Source organism: Saprospiraceae bacterium (genome assembly GCA_016709995.1).
In the GTDB taxonomy this organism is placed as follows: domain Bacteria; phylum Bacteroidota; class Bacteroidia; order Chitinophagales; family Saprospiraceae; genus JADJLQ01.
The window spans coordinates 868,770-890,410 of the sequence record JADJLQ010000002.1 but is presented as its reverse complement, the minus strand read 5'-3'; the positions used below and the strand labels follow the sequence as shown (position 1 = coordinate 890,410).

Sequence of the window (21,641 nt, the reverse complement as noted above, 5' to 3'; positions counted from 1 at the left end):
CACACTTACATTTCCCCTATATTTGTAGCCTTTCACATGACACATATCCGGATGATTAAAATATTCAGCACATTTTTATTGATCGCCTGTACTTCCATCTTATCTGGTCAGGATGCCCGCCTGGCAGAGCAATATTTTCAAGATGGTGAGTATGAGAAAGCGGGTATCTTATTTGCCAAGCTTTTAGATCAAAACAAAAATCAAAATTATTATTTCAACCGGCTGACTGACTGCCTGATCTACCAGGACAAGACGGCCGAAGCAGAAACTTTGGTTAAAAAACAATTAAAGTCTTTCCCTGATGAAGCGGGTAATTATGTGGTGTACGGCAATCTGCTGGACAAGATGGGGCAACCTGATGCGGCTGCGGAGCAATATAAAAAGGCGATAGACAAACTGCCAAATGACCGATCCAAGATCACCAGCCTGGCAGGCAATTTTATCAATATGTCTAAATTTGATTTTGCCATCGCTGCTTATGAGAAAGGCATGAAAGTGTTTAATGACAAAAACATGTTTCCCTACCTGTTGGCAGACATGTATCGACGCAAAGACGATGTACCCAAAATGATTGAGTACTACCTGATCAGCCTCGATGCCGATCCTCAACGTGATGTGACGATCGAATCTATCTTTCAGCGCACTTTCCAACCCTCAGATTACCTGGAGCTGCAAAAACAACTGTATGCAGCCATACAGGGTGCTCCAAGGGCGATACACTTTGCAGAAATGTTGCAATGGGCTATGTTACAATCACGTGATTACCTGGGAGCTCTCCGCCAGGCACGGGCACTCGACAAAATGCTGGATGAGAATGGATCCCGGATATATCAGATCGGTCAGATTGCCAAATCAGCCAATGAATGGGATGCAGCCGTAAAAGCTTTTGAATACATCACCAAGGAGAAGGGACCGCAGAACTCGTTTTATGTCGAAGCCAAAAAAGATGCACTGGCCTGTAAAAGAAATAAAATAAAACTATCAGCCAGCCCGACGACTATGGATGAACTCAAAGTCCTGGAGCAGGATTATGAATCTTTTATCCAGGAGTTTGGCAAAAATAGGGCGAGCAGTGTCCTCATCATTGAATATGCTGAATTGGTGGCACTGCATCTCAATAATATTCCCAAAGCGATTGCTATCCTGGATGAATTGATCCACCTGCCTAATATACCCCGGCCTGCAGCGGCTCAAGCCAAGCTCAACTTAGGTGATTATTACTTAGTACAAGGTGAAATCTGGGAAGCAACCCTCTTATATTCTCAAGTAGACAAAGCTTTTAAAGAAGATCAGCTGGGTGAAGAAGCAAGGTTTCGCAATGCACGGTTGACTTATTTTAATGGCGATTTTGAATGGGCTCAAAAACAATTTGATATTTTAAAATCGGCCACTTCGAGGTTCATCAGCAACGATGCTATCGATCTCTCTGTATTCATCCTGGACAATATGGCTGGAGATAGCGTCTCGGTACCGTTGCAATATTATGCACAAGCAGAACTATTGGGTTTTCAAAACAAACATCAGGCAGCCCTGGAAAAACTGGATTCGATCGTATTTCTGTTTCCCAATCATGACATCGTAGATGATGTATTGTATCTGCGAGCAAAAATATATAGCCAGCTAAAACAGTGGGATCAAGCCATACCGATCTATCAGACCATCATCGAAAAATACAAAGAAGGTATCCGCTGTGACAATGCACTCTTCGAGCTGGCAGAGATCTATGACTTTAAACTCAATGAAAAGGAAAAGGCCAAATCACTGTATGAGACGCTGTTCATGGATTTTTCCAACAGCACTTTTGCAGTAGAAGCACGAAAAAGATTTAGGGTTTTACGTGGAGATAAGATCCAGTGAATAAGGAATTTAAACCTGTAAAAAAATCAGGCATTATTCTTCCAGGTGATCAAATTCATTGGCCATCGCATACTTACCAAACAAAAATAGTCCGGCACAGATCGGGATGAATACAATGAGGATGATCACCCATTGAAGCAAAGTATTGGTCCTCGGAATGCCCTCCGCCGCCAGGTTGACTTTGAGATAAGCCTGGTATACCATGAATATCACCAGGACTGGTGACAGCAACATCCAAACTATACCGAGTGATTGTTTTAATTTATTCACAACATTAAAATTGGGTAATTATTCTGGAATGACCAAATCGGATCCTGTTCTTTTTATAAATATTCGATCTTGACCAGGTTGAGTCGCAGGCTTCGTTGAGAAGGTACTACAAAGGCATTGGAGGAGATTTGTATGGCATCTTTAAACCTGAGTTGAAGCCGTACATATTCGGTACTAAGGACACTTTTCCGCTGATATTGACCATCAGACTGTACTACATATTCGCTCACAGTATTTTCGGAGCTGATCTCATCGTTATACACCAGTCTTAGGCGGGAGGGATTTTTGAAAAGGAAGAAGGAAGAAAATACACCATCATCATCGTGTGAATATTGTTTTTTGTGCAATACTTCTGACCAGTCCAGGTTACCATTGCCATCTACCGCAAAGACCGCCATGTCTTCGTAATAAAAATCTACCATCATAGGTGATCTTAATCCATAGGGGTTGCCGCCGATACTGCGAGTACCTGCGCCATAAGATGCGCGCCGTTCATATTCTTTTTTGATCTCAGTGATGAGCAAAGCGCCACCATCCTGTTTGAGAGCGATATCACTGACTACCAGTTGACTGAATTCGTTTTTGTCTTTTGACCTGCGGGTGATCTCATCGTCAAACCTGGTTTCAAATGGAAAGGTCGTAACTCTCTCATTAACTCCCTGCATCAGGTCATGTTTGATATAATAGATGCCTTCTGCCCGATTCAGATTTTTTTGAGTATAGATGCCTCCACCTACCAGTTGTTGATTGACATTATCAAAAATAAATTTGCTATGAAAGCTTACAAACCTGTATACGGGGATGTAAAATATTTTGTTTGGTTCATTGTTAGAAAAAAAACGATGTACTTCAAACAGGTGTTTGTCTTTCTTAGTGCGAAAATTGTTTTTCTCAAATATCACCAACATGTCCCCTTCATTGGTGACAAGCAAACTTCTAAAATCATCCCGAAGGTCCGTTTCTTTAAAAATAATCTTGCGATCAAAAATGGTTTTTCGGGTATTGACATCGTAAAGGATCGTCTGCATCTCGTGATCGTGCTCGGTCGTAAAAAATATCATTTTAGACCTATCTTCTGATTTGGCAAATTTTACAGTGGGGTTGAGTAATATGTCTTCAAATACTTTGATGGTATCCGAACTGACGAGGCTACAATCCTGATCAAACTGATCTGCCTGGATGTAGTACTTGCCGCGATGTCTGAATCCATAAAATATAAAAAAAGAAGTGGGTGTGGGCAAGGAGGACAATAGCGCACAGTTCTTATCTGCCAGAACGATCTCCTGCTCGACCTTAAACTTAAGATCTTGGTCATAGATGCGGGCTTCATACTTGTTGCCCCGATCTCTAAAGAGGACAAAATGACTATCGATCTTACCTACCAGGTCATAGGACAGGTCATTTCTCAGAGTGACTTCTTCAGAAACGGTGACTTTTTGAGCATGCAGGGCCATCGTACAAAACAAGGATAGCACAGCCATACATAATGGCTTTAATGGATGCAAGCTATAAATCTCAATATTGCTTAAAACTTTCATCATGGTCGGAGTAACCAAAGGTAAATGAAAATTTGGAGGAAGGTGATGAAAGAATTCGGCACTGGACAGAGAGCTTCTCAATGGGCAAAATCCAGATCATAATTGACCATTCTCTCCCTGGGAGGATTAAAATAGCCAAATTTTAGATCCGGATATCGCAACCTCAACCGCATCATCAGGGGCAAGATACCGATCATCTCTTCTTCAGGAGCTATATGGAGTTTGTTGAGATAAAAATCGGGGTCAATATTAAAATTGCGCCATTGAATCATATGCAGCCGGGTATAGTCTATGAGTTCACAAAGGGCTTCGTATTCTGCTTCCGTATCGGTCACTCCAGGAAAAACAAAATAATTGATAGAGGCCCAACCCCCATGATCCCGGACGATCTTGAGGCTTTCTACAATGTCTCTGAACTGATAATTATTAGGAAGGTAATAATTGGTGTATAAGGAGGCCTGAGCAGAATTCATGGAGACGCGAATAGAATTGAGCCCGGCTTCGCAGAGGATTTTTACAGCATCTGGTTTGCTGCCATTGGTATTGATATTAATAGATCCTTTGTCCGTAAATTTTCTAATTCTGATGATCGATTCTTTGATCGTTTCCCACATAAGCAAGGGCTCTCCTTCACATCCCTGGCCAAAACTGACGATGGGGTAAGGAGCAGATTCGAGGTGAGGTACAGTGTACTCTACGACTTCGTCGGCACTGGGCTTGAAGTCGAGCCGATCATGGGAAGATTGGAATACTTCCGTCTCAGGTATGAAGGAGATACAGCCCAGACAGTTAGCATTGCAAGCGGGTGAGATTGGGATCGGGCACTCCCATCGTCCGAGAAAAAAATTTCTTGCCGCCGGACAACAATATCGTTCGGCACAGTTTTCTGCGAGGTGTTTTACCAATCTATTGTGTGGATAGGCAGCAGTCAGTTTTTCGATCCCTGCTTCAATCATAGCATCGTCATATCCCGCAGCCTCTTGCCTGATGTCCTGCTCGATCCGCGTAGCGGCGACATAGATTTTTCCTCCTGCCCATCCCACGGCACTGTAACAATATAAAGGTAGTGGAGTCGCTTCAGGCAAGGTGACATAAGGGACCAGTCTCAAAACTGTATAGGCAGGGGGCACAAATGCAGATACTGCCCTGCCTTTTTCACAAACCCTTACTTCACCTGTTTTTACATCGATACCTATAGCCTGGCGGTCGGGCAGGGTGTAGAGGGTACCCCCATTCGGGATTTCTATCCATTCTTCCAGCGGAACATCCAGGGCATCCCAACCGGATCTGCCCAAAGCATACAGTGTGCGATCTTCAAAAGTATTCCCTTGAGGATCTGCATATAGGAGATAAGGAGATTTTTTTAGTATCAAAACCCTGCAAAGGTAGGCATAGAATGTAGTCCATCCATCAAAATTTACTTTATCAATGTATCAAAGCAAGTATATCCGGGTCTGGTTCGATATGGTTCATTTGAATCATGATGTCATCATATTGGCTTCGTATACGGTTGCTCATGGGTTTGATCGTATATTTTTTGGGATTTGGCAGGGCTGCTGCGATCATCGCCGCTTCAGCCCTACTCAACTCCAGTGCATTTTTATTAAAATATTGTTTTGCAGCTGCCTGGACACCAAATATGCCCGGACCGGTCTCGATTACATTGAGATACCGGCAGAGAATGGTCTTTTTACTCCAAAAAGTCTCTATCATGAAGGTAAAATAGACTTCGAGGCCTTTTCTGATAAAATTGCGGCTTTGCCATAAAAAAACATTTTTGGCAGTTTGTTGACTGATGGTACTGGCTCCCCTGGTCTTGCCGGGCCTGCGCTTATTGTATTTGAGGGCAAGTTTGATGGCTTTGACATCAAATCCATCATGGTCGGTAAAAAGTTGATCTTCACTGGCCAAAACAGCGAGTTTCATGTGAGGACTTATCAGGTCATAATCAACATAGTCTCGTCTCATACCATATCCACCCAGTATACTTCCAAGTTGAGTGAGCGTTATGGGCGGATTGACCATTGAAAAGACCACTAATGCAACCCACTGCAATAAATATAAGACCATAAAGACTTTGGATCCTACACCTACTACTCTGTGGATTGACTGGACTTTATCCAACCATTTGAAATAAATGATCAATATAAGGATGACGACCAGGCTGGCTAGCCCTGTCCTGGCTAATAGAGGAGAAATATCCTCCCATCGTTCTTTGAGCTCACCGGCATAAATCCACAGAAAGAGGATCAATTGTGAAATCAGAAGTAGCGCCATTAATTTCCGTAGCCGACTCCATATACGGGAATCCCCAAGCTTGAAGTTTGAAAGCAGGCGTAGCAACTGCCCTGGAAATGAGAAGTGATCCAATCCGATGTTATTAATTATTATTCAACATCAAATCTAGACAAGCATTTTACATCCTACAAGTGGATTTCACGTTTTGAAGAATATATTCTCCCTATGTCCTAATTTTAAATTTTGGCTTCCTAAAAGTTAATTATATCTATGGCTTGGTACATTCTTTGATTATAAAACATTCAATATAAAACAGATTCATGGCTACATTACACAATATCTACTGGTGGAACCTCGAAAACCTCTTCGATGTACAAAACTCACCCCGCCGTCCTGATTGGTTACAAAAAGAATTAAAATCAGAGCTCAAAAACTGGGACGAGGCCTTACTGGACAAAAAGATCGCCAACCTATGCTCTGTGATCAAAAAATTTAATCAGGGCCTAGGTCCCGATATCCTGGGAGTCTGTGAGATCGAAAATGAGTTTGTTGTAAAAAAATTAATGGACAGGGTGGGCCAGGAACTCAACCGTTCCTACAAAGTGCTGCACAAAGACACGAAGGATCAGCGGGGCATCGATATCTCGATTATTTATGACCAGGACAAATATCATGATGATGGGAGGATATTTACCCTGGAGATCATGAAACGATCGTATACCCGTGATTTATTCCAGGTCAATCTGACGACTACGGCAGGCAATAATGAGCTAATATTGATTGGTAATCACTGGCCGTCCCGATTAGGCGGCAAGTTTGAGTCCGAGCCATATCGAATGATGGTCGGCGAAATTTTGAGCTATTGGGTCACACGGATCCATGAGATCAAATTGGAGGAGCTTGGCGAAGAAAATCCTGCGATCATCGTGATGGGAGATTTTAATGATCAGCCATATGACAGGTCTATTACCAATTACCTCAACAGCACTTCCAATCTTGAAAGGGTCAAAAATGCCAGAACCCCGGTACTGTTTAATACTATGTTTCCATTCCTGAATGGGAAGCTGGGTACCCATGTATTTGGCAATGAGATCAATATCCTGGATCAATTTATCGTGTCTAAATCTCTGACATTTGAATCTGCCAATTATCCATTTCAGTTTATTTCCAGCAAAATTATTGACTATCCTGAGTTGGTCAGGGGGGATTACAACACGCCTATTCGTTTTTCGAGGCCATCGTCTTCAGATTTTAATTCTAATGGGTTTAGTGATCATTTGCCTATTGAGTTGATCATTAAGGAAAGGTGATTAAAGTGGTATTTCAGATCGGCGACCACAATCGCAGGTGTAGAAAAAATGGAAAACTCCATCTAAAGCATGAAAATGCAGCACTTCTGCTTTTGAAGTCTCCCCAAGGCGGCAAACGAGGATAGATTACCCTATATTTATGTCGATGAAACCTTATTTGAAGCACATATTCCTCCTGGCGCTCATTTTCCACAATGGCGATTTCCTGGGGGCGCAGAAACAGAGGCCTCCGGTTAAAGTGATATTTGATACCGATATGGGTCCGGATTATGATGATGTGGGTGCAATCACTTTATTGCATGCCCTGGCTGCCAATGGAGAATGTGAGATCCTGGCTACCGTAGCGAGTGATGGCTATCCGTTTATAGCACCTACCCTGGAGGTATTTAACCGTTATTTTAAGAAACCGGATATCCCTATTGGGGTGCCGGATACTTCTGCTCCGGATTTTTCATGCCCCAATCATTGGAACGATTCATTGGTCGCCCGCTATCTGCCCCAGCCTAAGACCAATCAGAATTATCCTTCGGCAGTCGAGGTTTATCGCAGGACGCTGGCTGGTCAAAAGGATCAGAGTGTGGTGATCGTCACGGTCGGTTTTTTATCTAACTTGTCTGCATTGTTACAGTCTATGCCAGATCGATTCAGTACATTGAGCGGTCGTGACCTGGTGGCAAGGAAGGTGAAAAAATGGGTCGCCATGGCGGGTGGTTTCCCTCAAGGCAATGAATTTAACATCAATCAACATGCCAGTGCCTCTGCCTATACCATTTCTAATTGGCCGACCCCCATTTTATTCAGTGGTTTTGAGATTGGGGTAAAGATCATGACCGGCCATAAGGTTGCCACACAAGGATCACCTGAAAGTCCTGTGAGGTGGGCTACAGCGTATTGTTTGTCTAATTATGAGCATAAAACTTCACAAAACCGCAATAGCTGGGATCAGACAGCAGTGTTATGTGCTATCCGGGATCCTGAGAAATATTTTTATGTCATCAATAATGGCACCATGGTGTGTCAAGAGGATGGAACCAATACCTGGAACCCTGATCAAAACTCCCGGCATTCCTTTTTAGTCCACAAATTTCCTTATGAGGTGATTGCTACTCAGATAGAGGCACTTATGCTCTATGAACCAAATTGATACAATCATTTTAATCAGGTCGTGAACTTCACACAGATATTTGTTGGAGTATTCTTAGAGCTTTTTTTAGTTAAAATAAAAAAGGGATAAACACGATAATTTAAATATTGGTCATTTATAAACTCTGGAGCTTTCTTTTTACCTTTGCAACAAATTTATTGAATACAATCAAATGGATATTTTTGAACGAATCAGAGCGAATATGGGTCCGCTCGGCCAGTATGCTGAAATAGCGGAGGGGTATTATATTTTTCCAAAACTCACTGGTGAGATTGGATCTCGCATGATGTTTAATGGCAAAGAGGTGATCTGTTGGAGTATTAACAACTACCTGGGTCTGGCCAATCATCCCGAAGTGCGCAAAGCCGATGCTGAATCTGCTGCTGAATGGGGCATGGCTTACCCGATGGGTGCAAGGCTAATGACGGGTGAAACGGCCCAACATATTCAATTAGAAACCGAACTGGCGCATTATGTCCATAAAGAAGCCGGTTGTTTGCTCAATTTTGGATATCAAGGCATGGTATCTTGTATTGATTCGTTGGTTTCGAGAAGAGATGTGATTGTCTATGATGCTGAAAGTCATGGCTGTATCATCGATGGTGTGCGACTGCACATGGGCAAGCGCATCGCCTTTGAGCACAATAATATGGAGAGTTTTGAAAAACAATTGATTCGTGCTGTAAAATTGACTGAAGAAAGTGGTGGATCAGTCTTAGTTATCTCCGAAGGTGTATTTGGGATGCGAGGTGATCAGGGCAAACTCAAAGAAATAGCAGCTTTTAAATCTAAATACCCTTTCCGCTTTTTAGTAGATGATGCTCATGCTTTTGGAACACTAGGTCCAAATGGTGAAGGAGCTGGTGTAGAACAAGGTTGTCAGGACGATATCGATATATATTTTGGCACCTTTGCCAAATCTTTTGCCTCTATCGGTGCCTTTATAGCCGGGCCAAAAGACATCGTGACCTTCCTGAGGTACAATATGAGGTCCCAGGTCTTTGCAAAGTCACTGCCCATGCCCCTGGTGATTGGAGGACTCAAAAGGCTCGAATTGATGAAAAATCATCCTGAACTGAAAGAAGCCCTCTGGAAAAATGTAAACTCACTACAAAGTGGACTCCGGGAAGCAGGTTTTGATATAGGTACTACCAATAGTCCGGTGACCCCTGTATTTCTTAAAGGCCATCCACAGGAAGCATCTCAGATGGTCCATGACCTCCGTGAAAATCATCGCATATTCTGTTCGATGGTGATCTATCCGATCATACCCAAAGGGGAAATCCTGCTTCGATTGATACCAACTGCGGTGCATACTCAGGATGATATTGATAAGACCTTAGAAGCACTCAAAATCGTCAATACAAAACTTCTAAACGGCGAGTACAGCACAGATATCATCAACCCCCTGATTGCACAAGAGGCTGTTGCTTAATTAGTTCAACATGCGACTTATAAACTTAGAATGGTAAAATTTTAAGCGATAAGCCTTAGCTTCTGGTGAACCCGGCTCACCGCTGGCTACCTGAACTTAAATTTATAAAAATGTTTGATGATCTGCAAAAAGTTAAACCATTTATGTCAAGCAGGAATTGAAGCCTAATTGAAAACATACTTTTCAATACGCTAACTTTTTATTATTTAGTTCAACATTAAAGTTCACTTTTGCTCCCAAAGCTTCAAATACCTTCATAATAGTTTCAAATCTTGCGTTCTTCACGCTATTTTCAATTTTTGAGATTTGAGCTTTTTGAACTCCAACAAGTTCTCCTAATTCTGCTTGTGTCATATTACGTTCTTGTCGAGCTTGTTTTATGGCTTCTCCTAATAAGTCAATTCTCAACTCATGCTCAAATGCTTCTCGCTTATCGGTTCCGCGTTTTCCAATGTGTTTGTTAATCATAGTATCAAGCGAAACGGTTTTAAATTTATCTGTTGCCATAACTATTTATTTTTTTGTCTTGTTTTCTAAATATTGTTTTCTGATTTCTTCCGCTTTATTAATTTCTTTTGGCGGTGTTTTCTGCGATTTCTTTAAAATTCCGTGTGTTGCAATAACCAAAGTTTCAATTTCGTTTGTTTTATCCCAAAATGCAAAAAGTCGATAAGCTTTACCGTTGTACAAAGTCCTAAATTCCCAAATAAAGGCATTCAATTTTTTGAAAAAGTCATTGTCAATGACGAATTGGGCCTTTTTGATGTTGAAATAGATTTTTTCTCTAGTTTTATCGTCAAGAAGTTCTAAAAACTCAATTGCTTCAGGCAATAATTCAATGTCAAAATTTGGATTCAATAACAGTTTTTGTCAAAGATACAAATTTCCCAATTGGGAAACGAGTGAATTCTAAAATTATTGAGGTTGAAATTTGATTTTATATAAATTTGCCTCTGGAGTCGGAAGACCTAATGTCTTGTTGCTACAACCTTCATAAATTGTCCAGCGGAGCTCTACTCCAGCCTCTAATATAAGCGTAGCATAGGAGTGTCTTTGTATTTGTACAAAAGCGCATCTCCATCCGGACCTTCGACTAACCATTATAGGGCCAATCAGACTTTTAAAGTATTCTCAGACCAAGCACTCTTACCTGGCAGTACACCCTATTTAGCAGTCATTCATATACTGGCAACTTGTGAAAACCAGGTGTATACATTTACTATATTCTCGAGTATACCTGACTTTCAATGCAATAATCAGCGGATCTGGAAACGATTAAATCTATTCCAAAATGGGTGATTAACATCTTGTACATCAATTTGGTATCAAATTTTTTAAACTAATCTTTCCGCAAAGAATTTCTTTTTCGTTTATTACTTTGGTTTGCGCCACGCTGTTGTTTCCTGAAACTTTATAAAAGTTAAAAGCTCTTTGGTGCCTTCATAAATATAGTTAATATTTTCTTTCAAAAGAATTACCATTGAAACGATACACACCATTGGGACCTCCGCCAAACCACAATTCACCCGTTTTGCTTTTGTAAATAATCCAAATAAGGTCACCATTGAGACCATCTTTTTTTGTAAAATTTTTCACGGAATTACCAGCGTCCGCAGACGCGTCATATCTCCATACACCAGATTCTGCAGTTCCAAACCAAATATTTCCTGAATCATCCTCTCCAATGGAAAAAACTCTCTCAAGCGAATTGCCTTTGGTATCCTCCTTTTTCAATTTTTGTTGCTCTGTGAAATTGATTATTTCTTTTCCATCATATTTAAAAACACCAATTCCATTATTGCCAATCCAAAGATTTCCTTTGCGATCTTCCATCATACTGCGGATATGCAGATGACCTGTTTCATCATTTAATCCCAAAGAAGCATCGTTTATTATTTTAAAATCTGAACCATTATAACCAATCAATGCGCCATAAGTTCCAAGCCAAAGCGCTCCATTTTTACTTTTGACAAAAGGTGTTGAAATTGAATAGTGATTCTCTTGCCCTAATTTTGTTTTAACAGGAAGTGTGCGATATGAAAGTTTTTTACCGTCATATTGATACACCCCTGGATTCCCTTCGAGTCTGTTGTAGCCAGCCGTTTCATCACCTTTAAACCAAAGGTCATTATCAGTTAATTTCCATTCGTTTATTGAATCATAATTTCTTTCTTTGTAAACAGTTGTTTTTTGCCCATCATAATTACTTAGTCCTTGCCCACATTCGAACCAAATGATGCCGTTTTTATCTTCATAAATACTCCTTACTTGATTGTTACTTAACCCGTTTTCCGTTGTGAAATATTGGAGCTCTCCCTTATGAAGTAAACACACTCCTTCGTTATAACTACCAAACCAAATATTTCCTTTGCTATCTTCTAAAATTGAACGAACTCCTGTTGTGTATTTCAACAAATTAGTGTCAGTTTGATTCTGTACTAGCTGATTTTCCTTATTTGATTGACTTTGATTTTGTGCTCCGCAGGAAGTGCAGAAGACAAACATCCAGAATAAATCATATACGTGCATGTATTTCATAATTTTTTTATTGATCCTGTAATGAAAGTATCTCGCTAGCCTTTTTGATGGCTGAAGGGCCAACCTCCGCGTTCTAGAAATATTCAAAATCATTTTTAAAATTTTTACTTAGACCGGCGAAATTACTTTGATATTTTCCAGAATGAGTGACTTAGATTGTGAAAAGAAGTGTAAACTTTGTAAAATAATATCTTTACAATTTGCTTTTTAGAAAAAATATCCTGTCTGGGAAGCGTAAATACCTGTACGGATTGTCCCCTACTCATGTGTACCCATTTAATCAGCGTGGCCTTCAGTATGCTGTCAGTGACGATTTTGATTTCTCCAGGAGGGAAGTTATATTCGCCGGATCGGACATGAAAAATAATTACAGTCTGGCGATAGTATATCACGGGCACTTCCAGAAAAAAAGTTCACAAAAATAAATACCAGGTCAGTTTTGAGAATGCTTTTACTTTTCAACCCGACCTCCTGGTGAATACTACCCAGCGTTTGTTGGACAAAGATAGTGCTGGAATCTACTCCAAAATGGGTGATTAACATCTTTACATCACTTTGGCATCAACTTGCACTTAATATGAACGGCTTGGAAAAGATCTCTAACTTACTTTTGCATCTTTCAATAAATAATATATGTATGAAATTCAATTTACTAATTTATCTTGTAAGTTTGTCCTTTTGCCTTCAAGCTCAATTATTGACTCCTTCTGCCGGAGGCAATAGAAAAGCATCTGTATCAGAAAGGATCGGCATCACTGATGTCGGGATTCATTATGACCGACCCGGGGTCAAAGGGCGGGAAGGCCAGATCTGGGGCAAAGTAGTGCATTACGGTTTTGATGATCTGGATTATGGCACTAGCAAAGCCGCCCCCTGGAGAGCCGGAGCCAATGAAAATACCACGATAGAGTTTAGCACGGCAGTCACTGTGGAAGGAATGACCTTGCCAGCAGGTAAATATGGGTTTTTTATAGCCATGGGACCTGATACAGCGACTTTGATTTTTTCAAATTTTAATACTGCCTGGGGCAGCTTCTTTTATGATCCCAAAGATGATGCACTGAGAGTAAAAGTGCCTGTGAAAAAATCTCCTGAAAGTGTTGAATGGCTTAAATATGAATTTGAAAATGAAACGAATAACAGTGCTGACATCGTCATGAGATGGGAAAAGATAGCTATCCCTTTTAAACTGACTGTCGATCTACAACAAACCCAGATCGCTGAGTATCGTAGGTCTTTTAATTCAGGAGACTTTCACCGCTACTGGCAGAATATGTACAATGCTGCCAATTATTGCCTGGTGAATAATATAAATTTAGAGGAAGGACTTAGTTGGGCTGATAGGTCGGTCAATACTTATTTTGGGGAAGCGAATTTTCTAACCTTGACTACATATGCAGGGCTGCTCGAAAAAGCGGGCAGACAGCAGGAGGCGGACTCATTGATGAAAAAAGCGTTGCCAATGGGATCGCTACTTCAAATGAATTCTTATGGCAGGACCTTGCTACGCATGAAAAAATATCAGGCAGCATTCAATATATTTAAAATGAATTTTGATAAATATCCTAAAGACATTTACACCAATATTGGAATGGTTAAAGGATATGCAGCCATTGGTAATAAAACTGAAGCTATCAGGTTTGCAAAGGATGCAAAATCATTGGTACCTGATGAAAATACGAAGTCCTATCTGGATCAGTTTATACAATACATCCTTGAGGACAAAGACATTACCAATTTGTAATAAAAGTATTCCTCGTAGATCTTCATTGTGGTGGTAAGATAAATGAATGGTCCTTATGTTTCAATTATAATAGTAGTTTTTTGTATTTAAATCAATGTTGCATAAAACGCTTAATTCTCTTTTTTTAATGCGTCTTTATATTCCGGCCTTGTTTTCCACTGCTCTAGATAAGGTATATATTCAGGCAAAGTATTCCACAAAACATTGTATCCGTTTGGTTTGATAAGTCCTTTGGGATAATCCTTACCTGCTACACTTGCTTCAACAGATTGATTCCATATGTTGAATTTTTCGATCATTTGCCTGGCTATAACTTTTTCTGTGTCGATAATATCTTTCGTTTCGTTGGGGTCTTTTGCCAAATCATATAATTCAAATTTATTTTTGTTGATATCCAGAGAAATAAGTTTGTAATTATTATCTATGATGGCAGCTTTTCCTAAATGTCTGAATGGAATTGGTTTTGTTCTTGTTTTTAAATCTTTTTTAAAAAGTTTTTTAATGCTTGCTCCATCCATCGGTAAGACCATATCGGATTTTGGAAGATTAAGTATGTCTGCAATGGTTGGAAATATATCCATGGTTGATGCAGGATAATTAGTCACCAAACTTTGGTGTATACCAGCCGGCCATTCAATAATGCAAGGAACACGCAAACCGCCCTCGTATATTTGACTTTTATAGCCGCGGAGCCCTCCAACAGTTTCAGGTCCAAAATTGGGCAATCCTCCATTATCGCTATTAAACCAAACAAGGGTGTTTTCCTCGATTTTTAAGGATCGCAAACCACTTCTCAAATCCCCGATGCTGCTATCCATACTAACAAGTTCACCGTAATGGTTTTGAGCCTCTTTGGCCAGATCGTGAAATGGTTTTTTATCCTTTTCATCAGCTCGCCATGGTGCATGGGGACTTCCATACCAAATCACGATAAACAATGGCTTTTCGTTGTCTTTCTCCTTTTCAATAAATCGAAGGGCTTCGTTGACAATAATGTGCGACGATTCCCCTTTCATTTCCACAAATTCACCATTGTGGCTCATAATTGGATCGATGTCGAAAAAATTGGAAACTGATAACCATTCATCGAAACCAAATTTTCCGGGGTTTCTTTCATCACTTGCAAAAATAGGCACTCCGGGTCCTTTAAGGCCGCTGAGATGCCATTTCCCAAAATGTGCTGTTTTATAACCTGCTTTTTGCAGTGCCTGGGCAATGGTTTTTTCCTGGCTGCAAAGAGCATAACCAGCCGAATATACCCCTGTGCGATCATTTGAGCGTCCCGTTAAAACACTAGCCCGCGAAGGAGAGCAGACAGGCGCTCCGGCATAAAATCGATTGAATCGGATTCCGTTTTCAGACATTTTATCCAAATTGGGTGTTTTCAAGATGGGGTGATTATTATAACTCGTTTGTCCCCATCCCTGATCATCGGACATCACTAAAATAATATTTGGCCTTTTTGTTCCGTTGGCTGAAAGTGCCAGGTATCCAAATACGATCAGCGTAACAAGAATTGTAATTCGTTTCATTTTCAACTTTATAAATTATTGTTTGATGGTAACTTCATTTTAAAACCTCCTCTATATTTCCTTCAAAAAATGGCCATGTATCAAACAGCCTTTGTACTGGTTTGTAATTTACCATTTTAATCACCCAGGTATCTTTGGGTGAATCCAGATCATACTCAATTAGGTTTCCATTTGGATGTTTGAATTGCTTTTTCAATAGATTTTTATCATCATTATTTTGCTGAATCGCTCGTGCTACTTCCTCCGCGGAATTGCCCCTGGCAATAACCATTAAACCTAATTCTTTTTTGGAGAAGACAGCAAGAAATATGCCTTCTGATATAGAAAAATATTGCCACTCCTCCGATGTGAGTACTGCCAGTTTTCCTTCGGGAATGTGGACTGTACCCCTGGAGCAGGCAAAATCTTCATACACCCCCGTATTGTTCCAATCCATAAAATCCTCACCTGGTCCGTACATATGAAAAATTTCTTTCAGATTTTCAGCATCGTCATCTAAAAACAAAACAGTCGGTTTGGGCATAATCAGAGAGCGCCTGCCTTGATTGGCGCCTCCTGCAGAGAGCAAATAACTTTTGTCACCAGAACAAATCTCTGGACAGGAGTTATAACCGTGTCCTATCTTTACGAAATACGGGTTTGGTTTATTCAATGTCCATTCCATGATTTTATCTGAAGGACGATAAGGCAACATGGAAGGCCATAAAGCCATGTGTTCCCCTCTCGAAAGATCTATTTTTAATGAATCGTTGTAAAATCCAGCCCATACCATCAACATCACCGAATGATAATCGGAAACAATCTCTTTGCGAAAATCTTTTTTAAACCGTCTTCTGTAAGGCGGGAAATGTTTGAATTGGTAGCTGTTCAACGCATATTGCCAGTTAATTAGATCGAGGATTTTTGTCGCCATTTCTTTTATCCCCCCCTTGGCAAATGCATTTAGATTTAACAATGCAGAATAAGAATAACCCAGGTAGGGGTCAGCATTGAACTCATACATCCCAAAGGTGTAAACTTCTTTCAAATAATCATACAACCCCGCTTCAACTCCATTGTTTTTATTATCAAATTCAGGGGATTTATTACCGTTTTCCCATCGCCACTGATTTTTTAGATAGCGTGAGCTTTCTGCCATCAAAATATGATTTTCAGTGTCCTCCATCGGCAGCCCCGGGACATTCCTCTTAAATCCTGACCCCTCAATCGTGAGAATATTTTCTACCAAATGCTTTTTTGTCGCAGGATACAACAGTTCAGGCTTGGCATCAAAAAGATAAAGTACAGGGGTTAATGCCATTGTGGTAAAATTATAACCTCCTTTGGGATTTAAGAGCCAGCGGGAACCGGCCGTCCCCACCGCATTTTGCTTGAGAAGATACTGATTAATTTCTTCCACACGCTTGCCCGACAGTAAACAACCCAAAACTGTTCGTGGATTTTTTAGATCAGGTTTTTCGCCATCAACCCAATCCGAAACTTCACCTTCCGACCAGGTTTTAATTATTTCTTTCTGAATTTGAGAAGTGCTGTTATAGTGGATCGAACGGCAGACGGGAATTTCAATATTCCCTTTTGGAAGTGGTTTTCCAATTTTTCTTCCTGCTCCGGCAAACAGAATAATCGATAGGAGGAGCAAAAGGGGGACAGCCAAGATGACCGCGGCAATGATGAAGAGTCGTTTCTTCTTTTTCATAGGGTTATGATTCTAATAATTCGGAATATACCTTGCTTCTTCTTCATTGTCTTCGTTTTCTTACGTTTCATTATTCAATTTCTAACTCGAATCACTGAAATGGATTTTCGTACCAAACGAGTCCCAACCCTTTGCTGTTTTCACCAAAGTTTTCTTCGCAAATCAATACATCCAAATCGCCATCTTTATCCAAATCAATCAGCTCAACTTTATCGTATTTTGAATTGTGTGCTTCAGAAATATATTGCCAGTCGGTCACTTTATAATTGTTGAGCGATTTACCATTTAACCAAAGTAATCCATTTTGGGCTTTTTGGTTTGTATTGGTACTAAGAACCAAATCGTCTACCCCATCATTGTTCAAATCTCCAACTTCAATTGATTTTACTGTTCGGGTGGCAATGGGGATCTGAATTGATTTTTCTTTCCACAGAGTCCCTTCTTTGTCAAGCCTGGTACAAAATTTAACGGTATTTTTTGTACGCTCGCAAACCACTGCATCTTCGGCTCCATCTCCGTTTAAATCGGCCATGCACATAAACATTATTTCAAGATTTTGTGCACCAATAAAATGGTTTCTCCAGAGTTGCTTTTGAGCCTCTCCCTGTCCGGGATTTTCAAGCCACCTGCAGCCTTGTAAGGTTCCATACCGGTCGGAAATTACCAAATCTATATCTCCATCGTCATCCATATCCCTTTTAATGATGGACATCACCCAACCTACCTGTGAAATTTCATGCCACTTCCATTTCCTTAAATCGCCTGAAGGCTCTGGTGATTCAAACCAACCGATGGCAGCATTTTCATTTTTACCTGCGGCGACCAAGTCAATGCCAGCCTTGTTATCAACATCCAACGGTTCGGCATACATCCACATCATTAATCCATCAGACGCCGGCAGGACTTCTTGTTTCCAATTTTCAGGTTGCAAAACCTCTTTCCCGAGATTCCAATGAACAAATATTTTTTTTGTTTTTCCTTCGGAGCAGCTAACTACATCCAGCTTTCCGTCATTATTCAAGTCAGCAAAAACGGCGTCTTCAACATTGGGTGATTTTCCAACAAGTACAGCCGGCCATTTTTCTTTTATCAATTTTGTTTCAGGTTGAAGATATAATTTAGTGATACCTCCTTCTTCCCACCCCGTGACGATATCTAAACGACCATCATGATTAATATCTGCCAGTTTCACTCCGTCTGCTCCATTGGAAGCGTTGTCAATAATGTGCATTTTCCACGTACTTTGAGCTTGAGCGGATAAACTAACCGCTACCAAAAAAGCCAATATGTATTTCATTAAATCTAATTTTTATTTATTTGTAGGCATTCTACGATTTTTTGTGCCACTGCTTCGCCCAAAACCTCATAGCCGGGTTCGGTAAAATGTACGTTGGACGGAAGTTGGATTTCGCTCATCCGGGGCAATACCAATGTATATAAATCATTAATTACTACCCCATTTTCTTTCATTATTTTTTCGGCAACCACGTTGTACTTTTCTGGCATGCCGGGCAAACGCATTGGTTTTATCGCTGTGTCGGGGTATGGAGTAGTGGTGGCAAATATCAATTTTGCACCGGTTCTTTTTAGTTTTCCTACTATCTCTGTCATGTTCTCTTCATATTGTTTCAAATTGGCTTGATGAGGATCCTTTGGATTATTGCTGTTTTTACCAGTTTCCGTATGAACATTCTTTAAATCGTGCAAACCGAAATTAAAATGAATGACATCCCATTTTGTATCTCCTATCCACCGGTCGATATTTTCAACTCCACTTGTAGTTCCCTCGCAATTTTCAGGGGTGCTATCGGGACTAAAGGGTCGGGTAACCATTGCTTTTTCTTTCATAATTTCCTTTACAAAGGGAAAATAGCCAATAGAAATCGAATCTCCAAGGATTAGTACATTGGGTAGTCTTTTATTTGTTTTTCCAAATATATTTTTGGGAAAAGCTAATACCGGGCTAAACAAAAGGGTGGCTTTCAGGAAATGTCTTCTTGATTTCATATAATACCTGGTTTAATTTAATTACATATTGATGAAGCGTGCTATTAATAAGAATCAGGGAATTGAATAATCTGGAATTTTTTTGGCAATCCCATAATTGTTTAATTTATTTTGACATTTTGATCATTAATTGGTTTAACTCCTCAATCCAAATCTTCCTTTTCCTATTGTTCATTTGGCTTTTTTAACCATTAATAAGTTCATCCAAATGCATTTGTCTTGTCAATGATGCCTTACCAATGTCATCGAAACAATTTCTATTCCCAAAAAGAATTCCAACGCGGGTGAAAATCGCAACGGTTTTCGGCATTAATTCCGCAACTGGTGCAGAAAGGCAGCAAAGATGCTAATTTTATTGCCCTCACTTTGAGATATCGTATTCATTTTCCCGGGCAGATGCATTGGCAAAATGAATGAAAGGTATTTTCGTTTATAGTTTTTCGTTACCAAAATAATAAACGTTTTTAATCTTGCCTATTGAACTCTAAAAAATGATCCTCAACCGCCTTCATTACAATCATATTTTTACTGTTACAATTGCTGCCAACCTGAACATCCTTTATTGAGATACGATTGACATCCTGTGCCATGAAAATCGGACGGGGATCATACTTATCCGCATCAATTGAAAAATTATTCACAGTAATTTTATCAACGTGCCTGATAAACAGGCCCGAAACAGGTAAGTTGCCCCAATTGGTAGGCTGCGGATAGCCTTTTATGACTTCGCCTACATCTTCTAATGTAGCTAAATACTCCCCTTCCTTTAGTCCACCTTGCTGAATAATATTGAAGTTACTCAACTTCACATTTTCAATCTTATGACCCGGTATGCCCGTAACGGAACAGGCAAAATTTCCACTGCCGTATGCAATAATATTGCTAATTGAAATATTACGCATGGAACCTACAGTTGGTTCCGGGGCATCTATGCGATGCTTTCTGTTTCTTCCTCCGAGTCGTATATAAACCGGACACTTCGTACCCTCAATTGTAAGGTTGTTGACGGAAATGCCCTCCATAACCCCTCCATCAACGATCTCCAGTGAAAGACCTGTAATCCCAATGGCGCTGGGATTTCCACTTTCCTTAGGTTTTTCAGGATGAATGGATGGTTTTATGATACAGTTGCTAATATTGATGTTTCGAAATCCACCTGTTGATTCGGTTCCCATTTTAATCCCATTACAAAAACTACTGACCACACAGTTGCTGATTACAACGTTCTCGCATGGAGCAGGACCCGTGCTTTTAAGGCAAATGGCATCATCCCCCGAATCGAAAATGCTGTTGGTTAGTATGACCCTTCGACATCCGTCAATATCAATTCCGTCATTATTTCTATTACTGTGATTGTATACGTTGATATTGTTAATAGTAAGGTCTTCACAATTCAGGTAATGCTGGTTCCACATACCTGAGTTTTTCAATGTGATGCCAGATACACTTATTTTCTTACAACTAATAAAGAGGATATTACTAGGTCTTCCATCTAAATCACCCCCCAATGAATTGGGCAGACCTTTTTGCTTTGCACCTTGCCCATCTATCGTACCATTTCCGCTTATGGATATATTGGTTGCACCTTCGGCATATATGAATGAATACCAACCGCCTTGATCTCTCAGTGATCTGTATTTAGGTTGCGGCTGGCGTGGGTAGTCTTCTTGTCTTGCACTTGCAAGTAATTGAGCTCCTTTTGCCAGGTATAATTCAACGTTATCTTTTAAGACAAGTGTTCCCGACAAAAAAACTCCTGTTGGAATAAGCACCTTACCTCCTCCATTTTTATTTGCTGCATCAATGGCAGCCTGTATCGCTTTTGTGTTTACCGATATTCCATCCCGTACGGCGCCAAAATTGGTGATCAGGTAATCTTGTGCCGTACTGATTACAGAACTGATCAATAGCAATATACAAGCTAAGGTGACTTTGATATTTTTCATCGATTGTCAGTTTAAATAAGTTTCAGGAGTATGTTTTATGCGATTCATGTTGTTGGATTTTTATAATAATTTTTTTACCTAGAATTACATCATTGCTTTTTTTCCGATTAAAATAATCTGGATCCAACTATTTGATCTTAAAAGTTGCCATAAACAAATCAAGCCCTGATTGTAAATATTGTCTTTTTTTTTCTTTACCAGACCGTCATTTCATTTGATCCTCTATTGCATCATGAATAGTTGGGAATCAAAATAAGCTTTTCTGATGTACTTTTTCATTTTCGTCACTATTATTGGCATCAACGGTCAAAACCGTTACTTCTCCGGCTTTTTCCCATTTGTACCTGAGCAGACTCCGGGAACAACAAAATATGCTGATAACCTGA

Annotated in this window: 17 protein-coding genes; 5 read left to right on the top strand and 12 right to left on the bottom strand. The window is 40.1% G+C overall.

All coding sequences use genetic code 11. The annotated features are described in order from the left end of the window. Positions 1–51 precede the first annotated feature (51 nt). On the top strand, positions 52–1,857 hold the full coding sequence (locus IPJ09_17970) for a tetratricopeptide repeat protein (protein ID MBK7373285.1): 1,806 nt from the start codon (positions 52–54) through the stop codon (positions 1,855–1,857). Positions 1,858–1,890: 33 nt separating this feature from the next. Here the strand turns inward: IPJ09_17970 and IPJ09_17965 are convergent, their stop codons facing one another. The 4 genes from IPJ09_17965 to mtgA form a co-directional block, all read right to left on the bottom strand. After that, positions 1,891–2,127 (bottom strand): hypothetical protein, encoded by a 237-nt coding sequence (locus tag IPJ09_17965; protein MBK7373284.1) that lies wholly within the window; start codon positions 2,125–2,127, stop codon positions 1,891–1,893. Between the two features lie 53 nt (positions 2,128–2,180). Next, the gene (locus tag IPJ09_17960; protein MBK7373283.1) at positions 2,181–3,608 is read right to left on the bottom strand and encodes a hypothetical protein; all 1,428 of its coding nucleotides are present in this window, start codon (positions 3,606–3,608) and stop codon (positions 2,181–2,183) included. A gap of 134 nt (positions 3,609–3,742) precedes the next feature. Continuing rightward, positions 3,743–5,038 carry a radical SAM protein gene (locus IPJ09_17955; GenBank protein ID MBK7373282.1) on the bottom strand — a complete coding sequence of 432 codons (1,296 nt, stop codon included), beginning with the start codon at positions 5,036–5,038 and terminating at the stop codon, positions 3,743–3,745. 52 nt (positions 5,039–5,090) lie between these two features. Continuing rightward, positions 5,091–5,942 (bottom strand): monofunctional biosynthetic peptidoglycan transglycosylase, encoded by an 852-nt coding sequence (mtgA, locus tag IPJ09_17950; GenBank protein ID MBK7373281.1) that lies wholly within the window; start codon positions 5,940–5,942, stop codon positions 5,091–5,093. A 281-nt stretch (positions 5,943–6,223) separates the two neighbouring features. On the opposite strand from mtgA, the gene IPJ09_17945 reads away from it, so the two are divergent. From IPJ09_17945 to IPJ09_17935, 3 genes are all read left to right on the top strand, one after another. Next, on the top strand, positions 6,224–7,213 hold the full coding sequence (locus IPJ09_17945; protein MBK7373280.1) for an endonuclease/exonuclease/phosphatase: 990 nt from the start codon (positions 6,224–6,226) through the stop codon (positions 7,211–7,213). Positions 7,214–7,358: 145 nt separating this feature from the next. Beyond that, the gene (locus tag IPJ09_17940; GenBank protein MBK7373279.1) at positions 7,359–8,357 is read left to right on the top strand and encodes a nucleoside hydrolase; all 999 of its coding nucleotides are present in this window, start codon (positions 7,359–7,361) and stop codon (positions 8,355–8,357) included. Between the two features lie 172 nt (positions 8,358–8,529). Beyond that, positions 8,530–9,792, top strand: a complete 1,263-nt coding sequence (locus IPJ09_17935; GenBank protein MBK7373278.1) for a pyridoxal phosphate-dependent aminotransferase family protein — start codon at positions 8,530–8,532, stop codon at positions 9,790–9,792. A gap of 183 nt (positions 9,793–9,975) precedes the next feature. Here the strand turns inward: IPJ09_17935 and IPJ09_17930 are convergent, their stop codons facing one another. From IPJ09_17930 to IPJ09_17920, 3 genes are all read right to left on the bottom strand, one after another. After that, complete coding sequence (locus IPJ09_17930; GenBank protein ID MBK7373277.1) at positions 9,976–10,299, bottom strand: helix-turn-helix transcriptional regulator; 324 nt, start codon at positions 10,297–10,299, stop codon at positions 9,976–9,978. Between the two features lie 6 nt (positions 10,300–10,305). Further along, the gene (locus tag IPJ09_17925) at positions 10,306–10,650 is read right to left on the bottom strand and encodes a type II toxin-antitoxin system RelE/ParE family toxin (GenBank protein ID MBK7373276.1); all 345 of its coding nucleotides are present in this window, start codon (positions 10,648–10,650) and stop codon (positions 10,306–10,308) included. A gap of 594 nt (positions 10,651–11,244) precedes the next feature. Further along, on the bottom strand, positions 11,245–12,321 hold the full coding sequence (locus tag IPJ09_17920; GenBank protein MBK7373275.1) for a diguanylate cyclase: 1,077 nt from the start codon (positions 12,319–12,321) through the stop codon (positions 11,245–11,247). Positions 12,322–12,967: 646 nt separating this feature from the next. Between IPJ09_17920 and IPJ09_17915 the strand changes: the two genes are divergently transcribed. Continuing rightward, entirely contained in the window at positions 12,968–14,074 is a 1,107-nt protein-coding gene (locus IPJ09_17915; protein MBK7373274.1) for a DUF2911 domain-containing protein, read from the top strand. Positions 14,075–14,184: 110 nt separating this feature from the next. Here IPJ09_17915 and IPJ09_17910 read toward each other — a convergent pair whose 3' ends face one another. From IPJ09_17910 to IPJ09_17890, 5 genes are all read right to left on the bottom strand, one after another. Next, positions 14,185–15,606, bottom strand: coding sequence for a sulfatase-like hydrolase/transferase (locus tag IPJ09_17910; protein MBK7373273.1), 1,422 nt, complete (start codon positions 15,604–15,606; stop codon positions 14,185–14,187). Positions 15,607–15,640: 34 nt separating this feature from the next. Next, positions 15,641–17,302 carry a hypothetical protein gene (locus IPJ09_17905; GenBank protein MBK7373272.1) on the bottom strand — a complete coding sequence of 554 codons (1,662 nt, stop codon included), beginning with the start codon at positions 17,300–17,302 and terminating at the stop codon, positions 15,641–15,643. Positions 17,303–17,393: 91 nt separating this feature from the next. Beyond that, positions 17,394–18,599 (bottom strand): VCBS repeat-containing protein, encoded by a 1,206-nt coding sequence (locus IPJ09_17900; protein MBK7373271.1) that lies wholly within the window; start codon positions 18,597–18,599, stop codon positions 17,394–17,396. 5 nt (positions 18,600–18,604) lie between these two features. Beyond that, positions 18,605–19,309: an SGNH/GDSL hydrolase family protein gene (locus IPJ09_17895; GenBank protein MBK7373270.1), complete on the bottom strand. Its 705-nt coding sequence runs from the start codon at positions 19,307–19,309 to the stop codon at positions 18,605–18,607. 464 nt (positions 19,310–19,773) lie between these two features. After that, a complete protein-coding gene (locus IPJ09_17890; GenBank protein ID MBK7373269.1) occupies positions 19,774–21,255 on the bottom strand; it encodes a glycoside hydrolase family 28 protein in 1,482 nt (493 codons plus the stop codon). Positions 21,256–21,641 lie beyond the last annotated feature (386 nt).